This is a genomic window from Parvibaculum sp. (assembly GCF_040882025.1).
Lineage (GTDB): Bacteria > Pseudomonadota > Alphaproteobacteria > Parvibaculales > Parvibaculaceae > Parvibaculum.
In genome coordinates, this window is record NZ_JBBECC010000088.1 from 12,062 (window position 1) to 30,257 (window position 18,196).

At 64.9% G+C, this 18,196-nt stretch carries 18 protein-coding genes; 6 read left to right on the forward strand and 12 right to left on the reverse strand.

Going from position 1 to position 18,196, the window contains the following annotated elements:
* The 7 genes from WEB61_RS06215 to tpiA form a co-directional block, all read right to left on the reverse strand.
* On the reverse strand, positions 1-1,577 hold a 1,577-nt coding region (locus WEB61_RS06215; RefSeq protein WP_368063464.1), incomplete at its 3' end, for a CTP synthase.
* Between the two features lie 104 nt (positions 1,578-1,681).
* Complete coding sequence (gene secG, locus WEB61_RS06220) at positions 1,682-2,083, reverse strand: preprotein translocase subunit SecG (protein ID WP_368063465.1); 402 nt, start codon at positions 2,081-2,083, stop codon at positions 1,682-1,684.
* A 363-nt stretch (positions 2,084-2,446) separates the two neighbouring features.
* Positions 2,447-2,641 carry a hypothetical protein gene (locus WEB61_RS06225; RefSeq protein ID WP_368063466.1) on the reverse strand — a complete coding sequence of 65 codons (195 nt, stop codon included), beginning with the start codon at positions 2,639-2,641 and terminating at the stop codon, positions 2,447-2,449.
* Positions 2,638-2,799 (reverse strand): hypothetical protein, encoded by a 162-nt coding sequence (locus tag WEB61_RS06230; RefSeq protein ID WP_368063467.1) that lies wholly within the window; start codon positions 2,797-2,799, stop codon positions 2,638-2,640. Before WEB61_RS06230 ends, WEB61_RS06225 begins: the two co-directional genes overlap by 4 nt.
* A gap of 22 nt (positions 2,800-2,821) precedes the next feature.
* Positions 2,822-3,046 carry a hypothetical protein gene (locus WEB61_RS06235; protein ID WP_339828710.1) on the reverse strand — a complete coding sequence of 75 codons (225 nt, stop codon included), beginning with the start codon at positions 3,044-3,046 and terminating at the stop codon, positions 2,822-2,824.
* 47 nt (positions 3,047-3,093) lie between these two features.
* On the reverse strand, positions 3,094-3,303 hold the full coding sequence (locus WEB61_RS06240) for a cold-shock protein (protein WP_293506055.1): 210 nt from the start codon (positions 3,301-3,303) through the stop codon (positions 3,094-3,096).
* 208 nt (positions 3,304-3,511) lie between these two features.
* Positions 3,512-4,270, reverse strand: coding sequence for a triose-phosphate isomerase (gene tpiA / locus WEB61_RS06245; RefSeq protein ID WP_368063468.1), 759 nt, complete (start codon positions 4,268-4,270; stop codon positions 3,512-3,514).
* A 569-nt stretch (positions 4,271-4,839) separates the two neighbouring features.
* Here tpiA and WEB61_RS06250 point away from each other — a divergent pair.
* The 3 genes from WEB61_RS06250 to trpE all read left to right on the forward strand — a co-directional run bounded on the left by WEB61_RS06250 (position 4,840) and on the right by trpE (position 8,765).
* Entirely contained in the window at positions 4,840-5,208 is a 369-nt protein-coding gene (locus tag WEB61_RS06250) for a hypothetical protein (protein ID WP_368063469.1), read from the forward strand.
* 156 nt (positions 5,209-5,364) lie between these two features.
* Positions 5,365-7,257, forward strand: coding sequence for a SurA N-terminal domain-containing protein (locus tag WEB61_RS06255; protein WP_368063470.1), 1,893 nt, complete (start codon positions 5,365-5,367; stop codon positions 7,255-7,257).
* Entirely contained in the window at positions 7,254-8,765 is a 1,512-nt protein-coding gene (gene trpE / locus WEB61_RS06260) for an anthranilate synthase component I (protein WP_368063471.1), read from the forward strand. The genes WEB61_RS06255 and trpE overlap by 4 nt, the downstream gene beginning before the upstream one ends.
* On the opposite strand, the gene WEB61_RS06265 is transcribed toward trpE, so the two are convergent.
* The 5 genes from WEB61_RS06265 to WEB61_RS06285 all read right to left on the reverse strand — a co-directional run bounded on the left by WEB61_RS06265 (position 8,766) and on the right by WEB61_RS06285 (position 15,386).
* Complete coding sequence (locus tag WEB61_RS06265; RefSeq protein WP_368063472.1) at positions 8,766-9,977, reverse strand: FAD-dependent oxidoreductase; 1,212 nt, start codon at positions 9,975-9,977, stop codon at positions 8,766-8,768.
* Between the two features lie 64 nt (positions 9,978-10,041).
* A complete protein-coding gene (locus WEB61_RS06270; RefSeq protein ID WP_368063473.1) occupies positions 10,042-12,270 on the reverse strand; it encodes a S8 family serine peptidase in 2,229 nt (742 codons plus the stop codon).
* Between the two features lie 242 nt (positions 12,271-12,512).
* A complete protein-coding gene (locus tag WEB61_RS06275; protein WP_368063474.1) occupies positions 12,513-13,559 on the reverse strand; it encodes an alcohol dehydrogenase family protein in 1,047 nt (348 codons plus the stop codon).
* Positions 13,560-13,574: 15 nt separating this feature from the next.
* Positions 13,575-14,312 carry an SDR family NAD(P)-dependent oxidoreductase gene (locus WEB61_RS06280; protein WP_368063475.1) on the reverse strand — a complete coding sequence of 246 codons (738 nt, stop codon included), beginning with the start codon at positions 14,310-14,312 and terminating at the stop codon, positions 13,575-13,577.
* Between the two features lie 36 nt (positions 14,313-14,348).
* Complete coding sequence (locus WEB61_RS06285; protein ID WP_368063476.1) at positions 14,349-15,386, reverse strand: phosphotransferase family protein; 1,038 nt, start codon at positions 15,384-15,386, stop codon at positions 14,349-14,351.
* Positions 15,387-15,651: 265 nt separating this feature from the next.
* On the opposite strand from WEB61_RS06285, the gene WEB61_RS06290 reads away from it, so the two are divergent.
* The 3 genes from WEB61_RS06290 to trpC are packed head-to-tail and all read left to right on the forward strand — an operon-like array spanning position 15,652 to position 18,080.
* The gene (locus tag WEB61_RS06290) at positions 15,652-16,245 is read left to right on the forward strand and encodes an aminodeoxychorismate/anthranilate synthase component II (protein ID WP_368063477.1); all 594 of its coding nucleotides are present in this window, start codon (positions 15,652-15,654) and stop codon (positions 16,243-16,245) included.
* 16 nt (positions 16,246-16,261) lie between these two features.
* The gene (gene trpD / locus WEB61_RS06295; RefSeq protein WP_368063478.1) at positions 16,262-17,290 is read left to right on the forward strand and encodes an anthranilate phosphoribosyltransferase; all 1,029 of its coding nucleotides are present in this window, start codon (positions 16,262-16,264) and stop codon (positions 17,288-17,290) included.
* Complete coding sequence (gene trpC, locus WEB61_RS06300; protein ID WP_368063479.1) at positions 17,283-18,080, forward strand: indole-3-glycerol phosphate synthase TrpC; 798 nt, start codon at positions 17,283-17,285, stop codon at positions 18,078-18,080. Before trpD ends, trpC begins: the two co-directional genes overlap by 8 nt.
* Positions 18,081-18,196: the final 116 nt, after the last annotated feature.

Genomic DNA, 18,196 nt, shown 5'->3' on the forward strand with positions numbered 1-18,196 from the left:
GGATGCGGATCGAAGGGTTTCGACTTCAGCTCCGGATGATACTGGACGCCAATATACCACGGGTGCTCCGGTATCTCGATAATCTCGGGCAGCAGGCCATCGGGCGAAACGCCGGACATGACGAGGCCGGCTGCCTCGATCTGATCGCGATAGGTCATGTTGACCTCATAGCGGTGCCGGTGACGCTCATTGATATGCGTGCTGCCATAGATCGCAGCGACGCGGCTTCCCTCCGCCAGCACGGCGTCATAGGCGCCCAACCGCATGGTGCCGCCGAGATCGCCATGGGCGGCGCGCTTGATGAGTTCGTTCTTGTGCATCCACTCGGTCATCAACCCGACGACCGGCTCGTTGGTCGGACCGAACTCGGTCGAGCTTGCGCCTTCGAGGCCGCCGACGTTTCGCAGCGCCTCGATCACGGCCATCTGCATGCCAAAGCAGATGCCGAAATAGGGCACGTTCCGCGTCCTGGCGAATTGCGCCGCGCGGATCTTGCCCTCGCTGCCACGCTCGCCAAAGCCACCCGGCACCAGAATGCCGTTGACGTCTTCGAGATAGAAAGCCGTGTCCTCGGTGTCGAAGACTTCGGACTCGACCCATTTAACGTTGACGCGCACCTTGTTGGCGATGCCGCCATGCACCAGCGCTTCGGAGAGCGATTTGTACGCGTCCTTGAGGCCGGTGTACTTGCCGACAATGGCGATCGTCACATCGCCTTCCGGCTCGCGAATATTGTGCGTGATGGTCTGCCACTTGGCGAGATCCGGTTCGGCGGCGTTCCTGATGCCGAAAACGACCAGCACTTCGGCGTCGAGCCCTTCCATGTGGTAGGCGTGCGGGACGTCATAGATCGTGTCGACATCCATCGCCTCGATGACGGCGCTTTCGCGCACGTTGCAGAACAGCGCGATCTTGCGCCGCTCGTCCTTGGGGATCGGGCGGTCGCAGCGGCACATCAGAATATCGGGCTGGATGCCGATCGAGCGCAGCTCCTTCACCGAGTGCTGCGTCGGCTTCGTCTTCATCTCGCCGGCCGAGGGAATGAATGGCAGCAGCGTCAGGTGGATGAAACAGGTCTGGCCACGGTCAAGTTCATTGCCGAGCTGGCGGATCGCCTCGAAGAACGGCAGGCCCTCGATGTCGCCAACCGTGCCGCCAATCTCGCAGAGCACGAAATCGACATCGTCGTTGCCCGACAACACGAATTCCTTGATGGCGTCGGTCACATGCGGGATCACCTGCACCGTGCCGCCGAGATAATCGCCGCGGCGCTCGCGGGCGATGATGTCCTGATAGATGCGGCCGGTGGTGATGTTGTCGGCGCGGCTCGCCGGCACGCCGGTGAAGCGTTCGTAATGGCCGAGGTCGAGGTCGGTCTCCGCCCCGTCGTCGGTCACATAGACCTCGCCGTGCTGGATCGGCGACATCGTGCCCGGATCGACATTGAGATAGGGGTCGAGTTTCCTCAAGCGCACGGAATAGCCGCGCGCCTGCAGGAGCGCGCCGAGCGCTGCGGAAGCGAGACCCTTGCCGAGGGAGGAAACCACGCCGCCGGTGATGAAGATGTACCGCGTCATGGGCCCCTAGATTACACCAAGCAAAACGATTCGGAGCGGCAAAGGCAGCTCCGCCGAAAAATAGTCTGGCCGGGGCAGATCAACCCGAACCGCTCGAAATCGGCTTATTCAGCCCGCGGCACGCTCGGCTCCGCCGGCTCGGCCGGTTCCGGCGTGACCGGGGCCTCCTCGGTCGGCGCGGGCGAGAAGTCGGAGCCCAGCGGCGCCGGTACCTGCGGCAGATTCTCGTCGGAAAGCTCCTGCGGCAACGGCGCCACCCGGTCGAGCACCGAGTCGGCCGAACCGCCGCGCGAGGCGAGGATGCCGAGCACCAGACTTGTGGTCATGAACATGGCGGCGAGAACGGCCGTTGTCCGGGTCAGCATATTGCCGGCACCGCGGCTCGACATGAAGCCGTCGCCGCCGCCGCCGATCCCGAGCGCACCACCCTCGGAGCGCTGCAGCAGCACGGATGCCACCAACGCTACCGCGATCATCAGATGAACAATGAGAATGATGGTCGCCATGATGCTCCGCGCGGTCCGAATTCTTGCCAAAAGGATCAACCCGCCCGGTCTTGCCGGGCCGAGCCAGTCGCGGGCGCGTTGTAACGCATGAGAGCGCCGGTTTCCAGCCCTGCCGGCGGAATAGACGTCAGGCCGCCGTTTGCCGGTAAAGCGCCGGTGGCCCGCCCGGCATGCGGCAAGGACGATGACCGAAAGTCTCAGCCTTTCTTCTTCAGACTATACTGGAAGATTCGGGTTGAAGGCCCCAGTTTCTTTACTATTTCAGCACATGGCCAGTTGCACAGCTGCGCGTCCGCTCGGCCTCGCGGCGGCGGGCGTCGGCGTCATTCTCTAAGCAGGGATGGTCTGGCCGGCGGTCGCCGGTTAACCGAGCTGGCCTTCGCGGACCATGCGCTCATGGCCATCGGCGACGCTCTTGATGCGGTACTGATAATCGATGCCTTCGGAGGGGAGCTGGCGCAGCACCACATAGCGACCGCGCGCGGTCGGCGGATAGGAACCGCCGGGGCTGAACTCGACCGTCTCGCCGATATCGAATTTATGCTTCTGCGTCGTCATTCCGCGGAACCTTCTTCAGGCGCGGCATCATTGCCTTCGCCGGACGCCTTGCGGAGTGCGGCTTTTTCCTCGCGCTCCTTCAACTTCAGTTGCGCTTTCGCGGCCTTGGCCCGGTTGCGCTCGGCACGTTCGTGATTGTAGTTCGGCTTGAAAGCCATCCGGTTCTCCGTTTTGGCGGATTTATTTCCGGCCGGCGCGGTCGATCGATTTGACGCGGCCTCTGGGTCTGCCGGATTTCTCGGCGATCTCGCGGTCCTGCGCCTCGATGATCGCACGCGCGGTCGCGGTGTCCTTGACGCCTTCGAGTTCGGCCGTCGGGACTTTCCGGTTCGAGCTCAGCGAGCCGTCTTCATAGACGACGTTGAACATCAGGAAATCGCCGTCCATCGGCTTCTTGCGCGCCATGCCCCGCTCCGAAAAAGAAAAGGGGCGCCGAAGCGCCCCTCCGTATATTAGGCCGAGCGCAGATTCGCGGCCGAAACCTTGCCGCTGCGCTGATCGGTCTCGAGATCGTAAGCGATCTTCTGGCCTTCGTTGAGCGTGCTCATGCCGGCGCGTTCAACCGCGGAAATGTGGACGAAAACGTCCTTGTCGCCGCCGTCCGGCTGGATGAAGCCGAAACCTTTTTGACCGTTGAACCACTTAACTGTTCCGTTCGCCATAGTTGGCATTCCTTCGTGTGTTGAGATAGTGCCGCCGTCGCACGCGCGACTAACGGATCAAACTTTGCGGGATCGGGAAAGACAGGTCCGGCGCTCGATCGCGAGCGTGGAGAGCAGCCGAACCAGTAAAATTCGATTTTGCGTATATAGGCGCTTCGCGGGAAACTTACAAGGAATATAAGAAAACCGCAGAGTTCAGCGCCTATCTTCAGCAATAAGTTGAAATAATTCCCCAGAAATCGCCAGCCCGGAGGCTCGCGCCGCCGACCAGCGCGCCGTTGACGTTCGGCACCGCCATCAGCTCGACCGCATTCGAGGGCTTCACCGAGCCGCCGTAAAGGATCCGCATCTTTGCGCCTTCGCTGCCGAAGCGCGTTTCGAGCGCCTTGCGGATCGCCCCATGGACCTTCGCCACATCGTCCGCCGTCGGCGTGCGGCCGGTGCCGATCGCCCAGACCGGCTCATAAGCGACGACGGTCATCTTCGCGGTCGCGGCGTCGGGCAGCGACCCTTTCAATTGGCTCTTGATGATCGTGAGCGTCTTGCCGGCGTCTCGTTCGGCTTCGGTTTCACCGACACAGACAATGGCGGTGAGGCCTGCCCGATGCGCCGCTTCGGCCTTGGCCTTCACAATGGCGTCGGTCTCGTTGTGATCGGCGCGGCGCTCCGAATGGCCGACAATCACATATGTGGCACCGGCATCCTTCAACATCTCGGCAGAGATGTCGCCGGTATGGGCGCCCGACGCTTTCGCGTGACAGTCCTGACCACCGATGGCGATCTTCGAACCGCGCGCGACTTCCCTTGCGGCCGCGATCAGCGTTGCCGGCGGACAAAGCAGTATCTCGCAGGCCGGCTTCTTCTTGCCATCGAGCTTCATGGCCAGCGCGACCACTTCCTTCCGCGCGGCCGTCAGGCCGTTCATCTTCCAGTTGCCCGCCACCAGCGGTTTGATGCGCGCCGCCATTTGTCCTGCTCCACCGCGTTTGAATCGTTGCGCCCCGTTTACCAGAGCGCCGTCGCGGCGCCAACTACGGCCACCTGCGTGAAATAGAACACAGGTGCGACAAAATTCACCATTGCCATGATTATTCAATTGGCAAGTAAACGACTCAGGCGTAGCTTGCGCGCCATGACAAAGCACCTCATGCAATGGGCCTTCGGGGCCACCGTACGAAACTACTCGCCTTCGGGGCCGGGTCGATTGCGCGCGCGCTGATTAAGCCCGCTAAATCGACACTTTAGAGCCCCATCTCACCAGATCGGGGCTCTTGTGTTTTCAGGGTTCCGGTCCGCAAAGCCACCGCGTTACCGGAGTTCCATCATGCCTCATCAATACTTCACCGAGCTTCCCCGGCGTGTCAGTCGATGTTCCGCTCCCGGATCGATCCGGGCGCCGGAAATCCATGGCCTGCCTCACCCGTAAGACTTCACCCGTCGAACGGTAGCGGGCGCGGCGACGCGCGCCGGGTCTCGCGAATACTTTGAAACGACTTGCCACTTTCTTCGCATCGCGAAGAGAGAAGGAGAAGACTCATGACTACGTTTACCGACCGCGCGACATTGCGACCGGCCCTGTGGCTCGCCCGTAACGCCCGGACGGCGGGTGTCGGGGCGGCCTTTGCCGCCTTCCTCACGCTCGCGCTCCGGACCCGTCCGCCCGACGATCTGCTGGAGGCGCTTGTCGTCATCGTACCGGCGCTTCAGGCGGGTTTCTTCGCCTTCATCGCGGCCGTCGCGGCGGAGGACCGCGACGCGCAGGCCAGCGCCACGACCTTGCGCGATATCGTCTTGTGGTTCGGGGCGAGCTTCATCGTTATCTGGCTCCTCGTCGTCTTCACGCGGGTCAGCATCGATGCCTATGTGCGGTTTGGCGTGCCGCCGATGATCGGCCACACAGTGTGACAGCCGCAAGCGGATCGCGGGGCCCGTTTTCCCAAGAAAATCAAGCCGGAAGCCGCCGCGATCCGCTTGCGGGGGCCGGGCCTCGCACCTATCATGCCGCCCTCTCGAACGGGGGCGGCGCACCGCCCTTGTGGCTCAGGAACGGAAAGACCGGACATGCTGGACGCACTGCGAAGAAACGCCTCAGGCTGGGTTGCCAAGGTGCTGATCGGCCTTCTGGTCGCCAGCTTCGCCGTGTGGGGCATCAATGACATCTTCACCGGCTATGGCGGCGACACGGTGGCCTCCGTCGGCGGCGAGAAAGTCGACGCCATGGCCTTCCAGCGCGAGCTGCGAACCGAAATGGACCGGTTCGGCCAGCGCCTCGGCCAACCGGTCACGTTGGAGATGGCGCGCCGCTTCGGGGTCGATCGCATGGCGCTGTCGCGGCTGATAAGCCTCGCCGCGCTCGACGGTGCAACACAGCAGTTGGGTCTCACGGTGGGCGACGAGACGGTCGGTGCGAACATCCTCAGCGACCCCGCCCTTCACGGCCCCTTCGGCAGCTTCGATCGCGACCTGTTCCGCCAGGCACTACAGAACCAGGGCGTTACCGAAGAGCGTTTCATCGAGCAGCGGCGCAAATATCTGGCGCGGCGCCAGCTCATCGACGTCCTCGACACGGGCATTGCCGCGCCGGATGCGTTGGTTGCCGCTATCGGCCGCTTCCAGGAGGAAACCCGCACCGTCGGTTACATCATTCTGCCGCCGGCCCTTGCCGGCGATATCGGCGAGCCCGACGAGGAAACGGTACAGGCCGTTTATCAGGCCGGCGCGTCGGCTTTCACCCTGCCCGAAACCCGCGACTTCAGCATCATGGTGCTGGAGCCGGAGGACATCACCCACACAGTGACCATTTCAGACGAGGAACTTGCGCTTGCCTTCGAACAGCGGCGCGGCGACTACGACACGCCAGAGCGGCGCGACATTCTGCAGATCCCGTTCGGCACCGAGGCGGCCGCCCGCGCGGCTCATGAAAAACTCGTTGCGGGTACGTCGGTGTCCGCCGTCGTCGGCGATCTCGGCCTTTCCATGGCCGATGTCGAGCTCGGAACGGTCACGCGCCAGGCCCTCCTGTCGGAGGAACTCGCGGCGGCGGCCTTTGCCACCGGCGAAGGCAAGTTCAGCGAACCGGTGCAGAGCCCGCTCGGCTGGGCCATTCTGCATGTCCGCAAGATCGAACCAGAAAAGCTGGTGAACCTCGACGAGGTCAAGGACGAGTTGCGCACCACGCTCGAACTCGAGATCGCGCGCGATCAGGTCTACGACATCCAGAACGCCATCGAGGACGACCGCGCCGGCGGTGCATCGCTGGAGGACGTCGCCGAGCGCCACGATCTGACGGTACGCCAGATCGCGGGCGTCACCGCCGACGGCAAGACGCGGAGCGGCGATCCGGTCGAACTGCCCGACCTGCCCGAACTGCTCAAGATTGTCTACGAAACCGAAGCCGGCGATGCGGCGCCGCCGCACAGCACAAGCGACGGCTATTACTGGGTGCATGTCGACAGCATCGAGCCGCCGCTTCTGCGTCCGCTCGACGAGGTGCGCGGCGAGGTCGTCCGGCTGTGGCAGGAGCAATCGCGTGGCGCGGCGCTGACCGAGCGCGCCGAGGCTCTGGCCGAACGTGCGAACAAGGGCGAAAGCTTCGAGGCGATCGCCAGCGAGCTCGGCCGCGCCGTGCTGACCGCACCCGGTATGCGGCGCCATGGACAGAGCGACACGTTCTCGCGCCAGGCCGTGACCAAGGCTTTCGCCACGCCCGAAGGCGGCGTGACATGGGGTCCGGTCGGCGTCGGCGATGGCCTCGTGCTGATGCAGATCAGGGAAGTCCGCGATCCGGAGCTCGATCCCGCCTCCGAGGCATATGCCAGGACGCGCGAGGGCCTGCTCGACTCGATCCGGGCTGACATGATCCAGACCTTCATTACCGGCTATCAGAACGAACTCGGCGTCGACGTCAATACGCGCCTGCTGCAGCAACTGACGGCGACGGATAGCGGTCAATGATCTCGCCGTCCTTCGACGCCTTCGAGCGTGTCCATGCGACCGGCGCGGCGCAGGTCGTCTACCGGCGTCTCGTCGCCGATCTCGACACGCCGGTTTCGGCAATGCTGAAAATCGCCGACGGCAAACCGAACAGCTTCCTGCTGGAATCGGTCGAGGGCGGCGATGCGCGCAACCGCTATTCGATCATCGGCCTCAATCCCGATGCGATCTGGCGCACCCGGGGCGACGCTTCGGAGATCAACCGCAAGGCGCGGTTCGACGATGCCGCCTTCGAACCCTGCACGGGCGGCGCGCTGGCGTCCTTGCGCGCCTTCATCGAGGAAAGCCGCATCGACCTGCCGGAAGACCTGCCGCCGATGGCCGCCGGCGTGTTCGGTTACATGGGCTACGACATGGTGCGGCTGATGGAGCGCCTGCCGGACGAGAACCCCGATGCGCTGGGCCTCCCGGACGGGCTTTTCGTGCGGCCGACGATCATCGCCGTCTTCGATTCCGTGAAGGACGAGGTGACGCTGGTGACGCCGGTGCGTCCCGAACCGGGTGTCAGCGCAAAGGCCGCCTATGCCCGCGCCGAGGAACGCCTCAACGACATCGTCGCCGATTTCGACCGCGCGCTGATCCACGCGCCGCAGCAACTCGACGTCGACGCATTGGCCGAACCGACATCGAACACGCCGAAGGCGCATTATTTCGGCATGGTCGAGCGGGCGAAGGAATATATCGCCGCCGGCGACATCTTTCAGGTCGTGCTGTCGCAGCGTTTCGAGACGCCCTTCACGCTGCCGCCCTTCTCGCTTTACCGCGCGCTGCGCCGCATCAACCCCTCGCCCTTCCTCTATTTTCTCAATTTCGCCGATTTCGCCATTGTCGGATCGAGCCCGGAAATCCTGGTCCGCGTGCGGGACAACCGCGTCACCATCCGCCCGATCGCCGGCACGCGCCATCGCGGCAAGACCCGCGCCGAGGACGAGGCGATCGGCGAGGAATTGCTGGCCGACCCGAAGGAGCGCGCCGAACATCTGATGCTGCTCGATCTCGGCCGCAACGATGTCGGCCGCGTCTCGAAAATCGGTTCGGTCGAGGTGACCGAGAAATTCGCGCTGCAGCTGACCTCGCACCTGATCCACATCGTCTCCAATGTCGAGGGCGATCTCGACCCGGCTTACGACGCGATCTCGGCGCTGGTCGCCGGCTTCCCGGCCGGCACGGTCTCGGGCGCGCCCAAGGTCCGCGCCATGGAGATCATCGACGAGCTGGAGCTTGAAAAGCGCGGGCCTTATGCGGGCTGCGTCGGCTATTTCTCGGCCGCCGGCGAAATGGATACCTGTATCGTGCTGCGCACCGCCATCGTGAAAGACGGCAAGATGTATGTGCAGGCCGGCGGCGGCGTCGTCGCGGATTCAAGCCCGCAAGGCGAATACGAGGAAAGCGTCAACAAGGCGAAAGCCCTCTTCCGCGCGGCGGATGAAGCCGTGCGTTATGCTTCGCAGGCCGGCAAGCGGCAGTAGCTACCTCTCCCCCGCCTTCACATGCTCCGGCCGTGCGCCGAGGCCGACGGCGTAGCCGGGAATGCGGCGCAACAGCGGAAAGCGATTCAGCAGTTTCAACGGCAGCGGCGGCGCGATGTCGCCTGTCGCCCGCAGCGTCGGTCCGATGAAAAAGCGCTGCGCAAAAACCTGAACGGCCTGCGTCACGCGCGTCGGAAACAGGCGGCGGCGCTGCACGGCGCGCAAATCCTCAAGTGTCACCGTACCGTCCCGCAGCGGTTCGGCCAGAAGGTTCGCCGCCGCCACCGCATCCTGGATCGCGAGATTGATGCCGACGCCGCCCACCGGCGACATCGCATGCGCCGCATCGCCGATGCACAAGAGGCCTGCCCGCGCCCATTCGCGCAGGCGGTCGACCTTGACCGTCAGCAGCTTCACATCGTCCCAGCTTGCGAGTTCATCCATGCGGTCCGCGGCGAAAGGCAGTATCCGCGCAATGCCGGCGCGGAAGGCGTCGAGACCCTTCGCCTTCACCGCGTCGAAGGCGCCCTTCGCGATGACGAAAGCGCATTGCCAGTAGTCGCCGCGGTCGATGGTGACGACGAAATGCCCGGCACCGATACGGAAAAGCGTTTCCGACGGATCGCCGGCGCGCCGCGGCAGCCGCATCCACAACACGTCCATCGGCGCGCCGAAGTCGCGCACCGTGAGTCCCGCCCGCTCGCGCACGACCGAGCCGCGCCCGTCGGCACCGATGACGAGAGCCGCGCGGATGTCGAGCGGGCCGTCAGGCGTCGCCGCGCGCAGGCCCGCGACGCGGCCCTCCTCCTCGATCAGCCCCGTCACTTCCGTTTCCATGCACAGGTGAAACCCCGCATGGCGCCGCCCGGCCTCGGCCAGGAAATCGAGGAAATGCCATTGCGGCATGAAGGCGATGAACTTGCAGCGCGTCGGCAGATGCGAGAAGTCGGCGGCCTTCAGCATCGCACCGCCGATCTCGACGCCAGCCTCGCTCATCGTCTGATGCGGGCGGGACAGCAATTCGTCGAGCAGGCCGAGCTCATGCATCACCTCCAGCGTCGAGGGATGGATCGTGTCGCCGCGAAAGTCGCGCAGGAAATCGGCATGCTTTTCGAGCACCGTCACGTCGATGCCGGCGCGGGCCAGCAACAGGCCGAGCATCATCCCCGCCGGCCCGCCGCCAGCAATCGCGCAAGTGGTGGTGATTTCCATGAATCCTCCGCCGCCGAGCCTAGCGGCTGCGGCATAGGCGGGAAAGCGGCGACTTCGGCTCGTCCTAGAAGGCGAAAGAGAAGCCCGCCCCCAGCGCAAGCCCTCTTTCGCCCTCCCCCCGGAGGTTGGTGTCGACGACGTCGAGCGCCAGGCCGAACGTGCCGGCACCCGTTTCGGCGAAATACTCGAACCGCGCTTCGACGGGAAGCGCGCGGCCGTCGAAAGCCGACTGGCGCTCGGCATAATTGACCGTGCCGTCGAATTCGCGTCCGACCGGCACGCGCGCCGAAACGGTACCGCCGGTGATCTGAAGCGGCTTCACCAGCGAGAAGCGGAACAGGCTGTTCTCGTGAAGGACGTTCTTCGCGGCAAATGTCGCGCCGTAATGATCCGCCGTCCAGCCGTCGGCCGCGTCGAAGAGCGATCCGGCGGTGCCGTAGCTGTCGATGCTGGCGCGCGTATAGAAGGCGCCGATCGAATAGTTCTCGTTGAGGTCGCCCGCGAGGTTCATGCCCTGAAATTGCGTCAGCGCCTGTTCGCCGAGCGAGAAGGCGCCGCCCGACTCGATGCCGGCGACGGTGCCGCGCTCATGCAGCGCCGCATAGGAGGCGCCCAGCGACCAGCCCTCGGCGATCCTGTAGGAAAGCCCGAGCGCGGCAAAGCGGCTGTCATCATTGGTCTCGCCGCTGTTCTCGAGAAGAACCGGCGCATAAGGATCCTCCGTCCGCTCCTGCGCCGTCATGCCGAAGAAGGTGGCGTCCAGCCGGTCGGAGAGCGGCGCGCGGAAACTCACCGACATGGCGTTGTCGAACAAGGCGCCGGCCTCGCCGAGCGAGGAGAACATGACCTGCGAGAAGCGCTGCGGCGCGGCGGCGCGGTTGGCCGATGGCAGTTCCGCCAGAAAGATTTCAGGCGCGCCAAGACCGACATTGAGCTCGTATCCGTCGGCGATCATGTGAATGGCGGATGTCGGCTGGCCGTCAAGGCCCGTCGCCGTCCAGGCCAGGACCGCCCGGTCGGCATCGTCGAAATTCATCGTCTCCTGGCGCGAAACGAGACCGAGCACCGCCAGGCCCCGGCGCGACAGCGGGCGCGACGCGGGTTCGGTCAGGCTCGCGGCATCGGTTTCGAAGGGACGTCCAAAAGCGTCGAACACCACCAGCCCGTCCAGCAGCGACGGGTCGCCGACGCCCCGGCGCGAAAATCTGGAACGCCGCAGCCTTGACGGCTGTGCGATTTTGGCCGACGTGACTTTCGCACCCGTCGCGACGGTGGTGACGCCGACCGGCGCCAGGGCCGCCGGGACGTTGAGCAGGCCCCAGCCATAGACGCCATCGACGCCCGGGGCGCCGAGATCGGTCGCCGATTCCTTGATGATCGATGCGATCTTCGTCGGCGACAGCGCCACATTCTTGTTGAGACCGTCCTCGGCGATCAGCGCGACGGCGCCCGCGACATGCGGCGCGGCCATCGATGTTCCCGACGCCCATGCCAGTCTTTGATCCGGATAGTCGGAAAGAATGTCGCGGCCCGGCGCGACGATAAAGAAGTTCGAAACCTTCGCGCTCGCCGGGCAATGCGTTCTCGAGGCGATGCAAGCGTTACCGGGCCTGTTGGAGAAATTCGAGATCGTATTGTCCGCATCGACACTGCCGACGATCAGCAAATGCGCGAGATTGTCGCCCGACCTGCCGAAATGGTGTTCATAACGCGCATTGGTGCCGTCATTGCCGGCGGCCCGCACGATGACAAAATCCGGTTTGTAATCGGTGAAGAAGGCCAGCTCTCCGTCCATGAAAACGTCGCCCGGGAGTGTCGGGCCGTAGCTCATGTTCACGGCCTTGATATTGGCGCCGCGCGAATTCTGTAACAGGACATTGTCGAGCGCGGCGCGGCCCAGATCTGGGGGCACCCAACCATCGTCGTCGAAGACGGTATAATTGTGGAGCCAGGCCCCCGGTGCGACACCGGCAATACCGGCATCGTTTGCCGCGCCGAGCGCGATGCCGGAAACATGCGTGCCGTGAAAATCGAAGAAGGTGTAGGTGCCGGGGTAGTAGCGGGTCGTCCTTTTGCCGGCGAGGTCGACATGGTTGAAATCCGCCAGCGAATCGAACACGGCAATGCCGACGCCGGCGCCTGTCAGCGTTTGGTGCAACGTCTCCGTCACGCCGATCTGGATGAGATTATTCTGGTATATCGGCGAATATTCGTAGGTCGCCGCGGTCGCCGCGAAAGCCACGCACGAGGCCGTCAATCCCGCCGCGATGGCTGCGATCCGGGTCCGGGTCATGGGCTTACCCTCCTGGTCCTGCGGTCCGGCCCCTCCGGCATACCGCGGTCACCTCCGTTATCGCCCTTGCGTCCTCAATGGACGGTTAATACTCCGTTGCAAACCTTATCGACCGCGCACACGGGCGGGCCCGGTCCCTTGCTTCTTCCGATATGCCGGGGACGGATCAATGTACCCCATTCCATAACCCCGACCAAATCGATTCTCGCGCGGACGGGAAGCCCACCAGGCCGTCTCGCCGCTCAGGGCGTCAGCACCACCTTCATCACATTGTCGAGCTTGCCGTCGAAAATCCTGTAGGCCTCCGCGCCCTCGCTCAGCGACATGCGGTGGGTGATGAATTTTTCCGGCGTCAGGCGGCCCGCCTGCACGAGCGGAATCAGTTCCGGCCAATGGCTCTGCACGAAGCAGCCGGCGACACGGAAGGTGAGCGACTTGTTGAAGGCGGTCCAGAGCGGATATTTGAAGGCCTGGTTCTGGTTGGCGCCGAAGACCGAGATGCTGGCATTGCGGCCCGCGACGGCGATGGCAAGTTCGATGGTCTTGTCGATGCCGACGGCTTCTACCGAACATTCGACCATGGCGCCGTCGGTCGCGTCGCGGATCTCCTCGACGGCGGTGGCGGGCTCGAGCGGGATCGCGCCGAGCGCCGCCGCCGCGTCGCGGCGCTCCTTCACGAGGTCGATGGCGAAGACGCGTGCGGCGCCGAGCACGAAGGCGGATTGCACGGCCATGAGCCCGATGGGACCGAGGCCGACAATGGCGACCGTCTTGCCGGGGCCGATATCGGCGTTCTTCGCGCCCATATAGGCGGTCGGCAGATTGTCGGTCAGCAGCAGCGCCTGATCGGCCGTGAGGCCGTCGGGAATGCGCGTCACATTATTGTCAGCCCAAGGCACAGCGATGCCTTCGGCCTGACAGCCCTGCAGGTTTTTACTCAGGCCGTAGCAGCCCCAGAGCTGCTTGTGGCATTTGGCGGGCGTGCCCGCGCGGCAGGCCGGGCAGCGCCCGCAGCCACCGGAGCGGACGGCGGCCGACATCATCACCGCGTCGCCCACCTTCAGCGTCTTCACGTCGCGGCCGACTTCCACCACTTCGCCGACCGCTTCATGGCCGACGCAATAGCCGGTGTCGGGGGAGAAACCGTTGCCGTGATAGATGTGGAGATCGCTGCCGCAAATGCCGCAGCTCTTCATCTTCACGACGGCGCCGTCCTGTCCCATCAGAACGGGGTCGGGAAAGTCCTCGTAGCGGATGTCTCTCTCGCCGTGATAGCCGAGCGCTTTCATTTCGTTTGCTCCAGGTCAGGAAAGGATCAAGCCGCCATCGACGATGAGGGTCTGCCCGTAAATGTAGGAAGAAAGCGGCGAGGCGAGGAAGAGCGCCGCGCCCGCCATGTCTTCCGGGGTGCCGAGGCGGCCGGCGGGAATGCCCTGGATCGCCATTTCGCGGCGCTGCGGATTTTCCGTCGTGACCTTGGTGAGCTTGGTGTCGACGAGGCCGGGGGCGATGCCGTTGACGCGGATGCCGTCGCTCGCCCAGGCCTCGCCCAGCGTGCGGGTGAGGCCGATGGCGCCGGTCTTGGAGGCATTGTAGGCGGGGTTGCCGCGCGTCGAATGGAAGCCTGCCGTCGAGCTGACCGTAATCAGCGCGCCCTTCGCGGCGGCCAGCATGTCGTGGAACTTGATCGCGCAAGCCATGAGACTGTTCAGGTTGACGTCCATCACCTTCTGGAAGCCGTCCATCTTGAATTCGCCGCGCTTGTAGATCACCGTGCCCTGGCAAAGCACGAGGATGTCGAGTTTCGCGAAAGGAGGCTTGTAAGCCTCGATGGCGTCGAAATCGGCGACATCCATATGGGCGTAGTGAAGACCCTTGAGGTCGGAGCCTTCGGCGCCGTCATAATCCTTCGCGCTCGCCCGCGTGCCCCAGACATGCACCTCGGCGCCGCGTGTGCGATAGGCATGGGCGATGCCGTTGCCGATGCCGCTGGAACCGCCGACGACCAACGCCACCTTGCCCGAGAAATCCAGATCCTTCATGCCGCTTCCCCACTTTCTTCTTTCGTCTTGTTCGTTTCAGCCGATCCAGCGCAGCGCGCGTTCGAAGAGGCCGACCGTGCTGGCGTGGAGCTGGTCGCCGGTTTCCTTCGGCGCCTTGCCTTCGCCGGCGCGCGCATGGGTGCCTTCGAGAATGATGCCGAGCTTGTAACAGGCGAGCACGCCGTACCAGCCGATATGGCTCATGTCGCGCGAGCTGCGCGCCGCATAATGCGCGACGAGTTCGTCCGCCGACGGAAAACCGTCCCAGGGCTCGACGCCGACAGCGCCGCTGCCCTTTTGCGGCGCGCCTTGCGGCCATGTCGCCAGAAGCCAGCCGAGATCGAGCAGCGGGTCGCCGATGGTGGTCAATTCCCAATCGACGATGGCGGCAAGTTCCGGCCCGTCATGGCGGTACATGACATTGGCGAGGTGGTAGTCGCCGTGAATGATGCCGGGCTGAAAATCTTGCGGGCGGTTCGCCTCGAGCCAGCCTGCGACTTTCGCGACACCGGGAATGCCGTCGGGGCCCGGCCATGACGGAAACTCGCGATAGCTTTCGAGCTGCGCCTGCCAGCGCGCGACCTGACGCTCCAGATAATTGTCCGGCTTGCCGAAGCCCGCGAGGCCCACTTTCTCGTAGTCGACAGCGCCGAGCGCGGTGATGCCTTCGACAAGGGAGAGGCCCATGCGGTGACGAATGGCCGGGTCACCCGCATGGAGCGCGGGCAGACCCACTGTCGGGTTGAAGCCCTCGATCGGTTCCATCAGATAGAAGGCGGCGCCGATGACGTCCTCCTGCGGACAGGCGGCGATCAGGCGCGGATGCGGCACATCGGTATCGGCGAGCGCGGCCAGCATGCGCGCCTCGCGGCGCATGGTCTCGTTCGAGTTCTTGCGGAGATGGGGCGGCGGGCGGCGCAGCACGTAAGCGCGGCCCGCGCGGGTGAAGCGCAACAGGATGTTCTGCGTGCCGCCGCCGAGCAGCGTCGCATCGGCAAGGGCGCCGGCGCCCAGCCCCTGCCCGTCCATCCAGCCGGCCAGCGCTGCGAGGTCGATCGGGATTTCCTCCGCCATAGCCTGTCACCTCCCCGGCATCGGCCGATCCGGGCTTATCACAAGCGAACACGCTTCTCCAACAAGGCAGCGGGCCGCCCGCCCGCACGGCGCAAAGACGCAACGGAAAGAGATGCGGAGCGCGGGCGGTGTCGCGAATACGGTCTCGTCCTCGAATGAGGGTCCGGCTGGAAAGCTGCTGTGTCTTGCCCCGGCAGGCCCCGAAAGCCTATATAAAGCCCTGCGTGGCCTGCCCGTCCGGCAGGCTGCCCCCAAGGGTCCGGCCATGTTGCTCCTGATCGATAATTACGACAGCTTCACCTACAACCTCGTCCATTTCCTGGGCGAGCTGGGGGCGGAGGCGCGCGTCCATCGCAACGACAAGATCACGGTCAACGAGGCGCTGGCCGCCGCGCCGCAGGCCATCGTTCTCTCGCCCGGCCCGTGCGACCCGGACAAGGCCGGCATCTGTCTCGATCTCATCCAGGCCGCCGCCGCCCACCGCATCCCGCTTTTCGGCGTCTGTCTCGGCCATCAGGCCATCGGTCAGGCCTTCGGCGGCAAGGTCGTGCGCGCGCCGACCCTGATGCATGGCAAGCTCAGCGCCATTCATCATGGCGGCAAGGGCGTCTTTCGCGGCCTGCCGAGCCCCATCGAGGCAACGCGCTACCATTCGCTGACCGTCGCGCGCGAGAGCTTTCCCGATTGCCTTGAAGTCACCGCCTGGACCGATGATGGCGTCATCATGGGCGCGCAACACAAGGAGCTGCCGATCCACGGCGTCCAGTTCCATCCCGAAAGCATCGCGTCCGAACACGGCCACGACATCCTGCGCAACTTCCTGCAGATCGCCGGCGTCAACACACGCGAGCTGGCGTGAGGGGGCGATTGCGGCCATGACCGATCTCAAATCGACAATCGCGCATCTGGCCGACGGCAAGACGCTCGACCCGACCGAGGCGCGCGCGGCCTTCGAGACCGTCATGTCCGGCGAAGCGACGCCGGCGCAGATCGCGGCCTTCCTGATGGGGCTTCGCGTCCGCGGCGAGACCGTCACCGAGATCACGGCGGGCGCCACCGTCATGCGCGAGAAGATGCTGCGTGTCACGGCGCCGCGCGAGGCGATCGACATTGTCGGCACCGGCGGCGACGGCGCGGGCACATACAACATCTCGACCGCCACCGCGCTGGTCGTCGCGGGTTGCGGCGTGCCGGTCGCCAAGCATGGCAACCGCAAGGCCTCCTCGCTGTCGGGCACGGCCGACGCGCTGGAAAGCCTCGGCGTCAAGCTCGACATCGGCCCCGCCGTCATCGCGGATTGCATCGACCGGGCCGGCATCGGCTTCATGTTCGCGCAGGCGCATCATGCGGCGATGAAGCATGTGGCGCCGGTGCGCGGCGAACTGGGCATCAAGACGATCTTCAACATGCTGGGGCCGCTTTCCAATCCGGCGCTGGTCAAGCATCAGCTTCTCGGCGTCTTCGACGCCAAATGGGTCGAGCCCTTCGCCGAAGCGCTGCGCAATCTCGGTTCCGAAAGTGCATGGGTGGTTCACGGGCATGACGGCCTCGACGAATTGACGACGACCGGTCCGAGCACTGTCGCCGAACTCAAGGGCGGCGAAATCCGCGTCTTCGAGGTGACGCCGGAGGAAGCGGGCGTCAGGCGCGCGACCGCCGATCAGCTCAAGGGCGGCGATCCGTCGGAGAACGCGCAGGCGATCCTGCATCTCCTCGACGGCGAGAAAGGCCCTTATCGCGACATCGTGCTGCTCAATGCGGCGGCGGCGATGATCGTCGCCGGCAAGGCAGCGACGCTGAAGAAGGGCGCCGAGCTTGCCGCGCTCGCCATCGACAGCGGCGGCGCGAAGGCCGCGCTCGATACCTTGATCGCGGTCTCGAACGGGAAGCCGGCGCATGGCTGACATTCTCGAAAAGATTGGCGCCTACAAGCGCGACGAGATCGCTGCCGCCAAGCGCGCCCATCCGCTCGCCGAGGTCGAGGCAGCGGCGCGGGCTGCCTCGCCCGTTCGCGGCTTCGCGGCGGCGCTCCGTTCACGGATCGATGCGGGCGGCTATGCGCTGATCGCCGAGATCAAGAAGGCCAGCCCCTCCAAGGGTCTGATCCGTGCCGATTTCGATCCGCCTTCGCTCGCCCGCGCCTATGAAGCCGGCGGTGCCGCCTGTCTCTCGGTGCTGACCGACGGTCCTTCCTTTCAGGGCGCGCCCTCCTATCTCGCCGCCGCCCGCGCCGCGACCGCCCTGCCCGTCATCCGCAAGGATTTCATGTACGACGCCTATCAGGTCGCCGAGGCGCGCGCGATGGGCGCCGATGCCATTCTGATTATCATGGCCGCCGTTTCAGATGCGCAGGCCCGCGAAATCGAGGACGCCGCTTTCGGGTGGAAGATGGACGTTCTGGTCGAGATTCACGACGAGGCCGAGCTCACCCGGGCCCTGGCGCTCAAGAGCCCGCTGCTCGGCATCAACAACCGCAATCTCAAGACCTTCGAGACGACGCTCGAAACGACGGAGCGGCTCGCTCCCCTCGTTCCCGCCGGTCGCCTGATCGTTGGCGAGAGCGGCATCTTCGCGCCGGCCGACCTTGCGCGTCTCGCAAAAGTTGGTGTACGGACGTTTCTGGTCGGCGAGAGCCTGATGCGTCAGGCCGATGTGGAGGCAGCGACCCGCGCGTTGCTGGCCGGTCCCGCATGATCCGGGGGTAAATCTTGGGCGTTTTGTGCGCTGCGGCGTCAGCGCGGGGACAAGTCGTGTTTATCCCCGCCTCCGGACGCCGCTTTCACGACCCCCAAAATCCATTTGTGACAGTT

Coding starts and splice junctions, on each gene's coding strand:
- secG (WP_368063465.1), bottom strand. CDS start 2,083: ATGGCGACCATCATTCTCATTGTTCATCTGATGATCGCGGTAGCGTTG.
- WEB61_RS06230 (WP_368063467.1), bottom strand. CDS start 2,799: ATGGCTTTCAAGCCGAACTACAATCACGAACGTGCCGAGCGCAACCGG.
- WEB61_RS06280 (WP_368063475.1), bottom strand. CDS start 14,312: ATGAAGGATCTGGATTTCTCGGGCAAGGTGGCGTTGGTCGTCGGCGGT.
- trpE (WP_368063471.1), top strand. CDS start 7,254: ATGATCTCGCCGTCCTTCGACGCCTTCGAGCGTGTCCATGCGACCGGC.
- tpiA (WP_368063468.1), bottom strand. CDS start 4,270: ATGGCGGCGCGCATCAAACCGCTGGTGGCGGGCAACTGGAAGATGAAC.
- WEB61_RS06275 (WP_368063474.1), bottom strand. CDS start 13,559: ATGAAAGCGCTCGGCTATCACGGCGAGAGAGACATCCGCTACGAGGAC.
- WEB61_RS06255 (WP_368063470.1), top strand. CDS start 5,365: ATGCTGGACGCACTGCGAAGAAACGCCTCAGGCTGGGTTGCCAAGGTG.
- WEB61_RS06250 (WP_368063469.1), top strand. CDS start 4,840: ATGACTACGTTTACCGACCGCGCGACATTGCGACCGGCCCTGTGGCTC.
- trpD (WP_368063478.1), top strand. CDS start 16,262: ATGACCGATCTCAAATCGACAATCGCGCATCTGGCCGACGGCAAGACG.
- WEB61_RS06285 (WP_368063476.1), bottom strand. CDS start 15,386: ATGGCGGAGGAAATCCCGATCGACCTCGCAGCGCTGGCCGGCTGGATG.
- WEB61_RS06240 (WP_293506055.1), bottom strand. CDS start 3,303: ATGGCGAACGGAACAGTTAAGTGGTTCAACGGTCAAAAAGGTTTCGGC.
- WEB61_RS06290 (WP_368063477.1), top strand. CDS start 15,652: ATGTTGCTCCTGATCGATAATTACGACAGCTTCACCTACAACCTCGTC.
- trpC (WP_368063479.1), top strand. CDS start 17,283: ATGGCTGACATTCTCGAAAAGATTGGCGCCTACAAGCGCGACGAGATC.
- WEB61_RS06235 (WP_339828710.1), bottom strand. CDS start 3,046: ATGGCGCGCAAGAAGCCGATGGACGGCGATTTCCTGATGTTCAACGTC.
- WEB61_RS06270 (WP_368063473.1), bottom strand. CDS start 12,270: ATGACCCGGACCCGGATCGCAGCCATCGCGGCGGGATTGACGGCCTCG.
- WEB61_RS06225 (WP_368063466.1), bottom strand. CDS start 2,641: ATGACGACGCAGAAGCATAAATTCGATATCGGCGAGACGGTCGAGTTC.
- WEB61_RS06265 (WP_368063472.1), bottom strand. CDS start 9,977: ATGGAAATCACCACCACTTGCGCGATTGCTGGCGGCGGGCCGGCGGGG.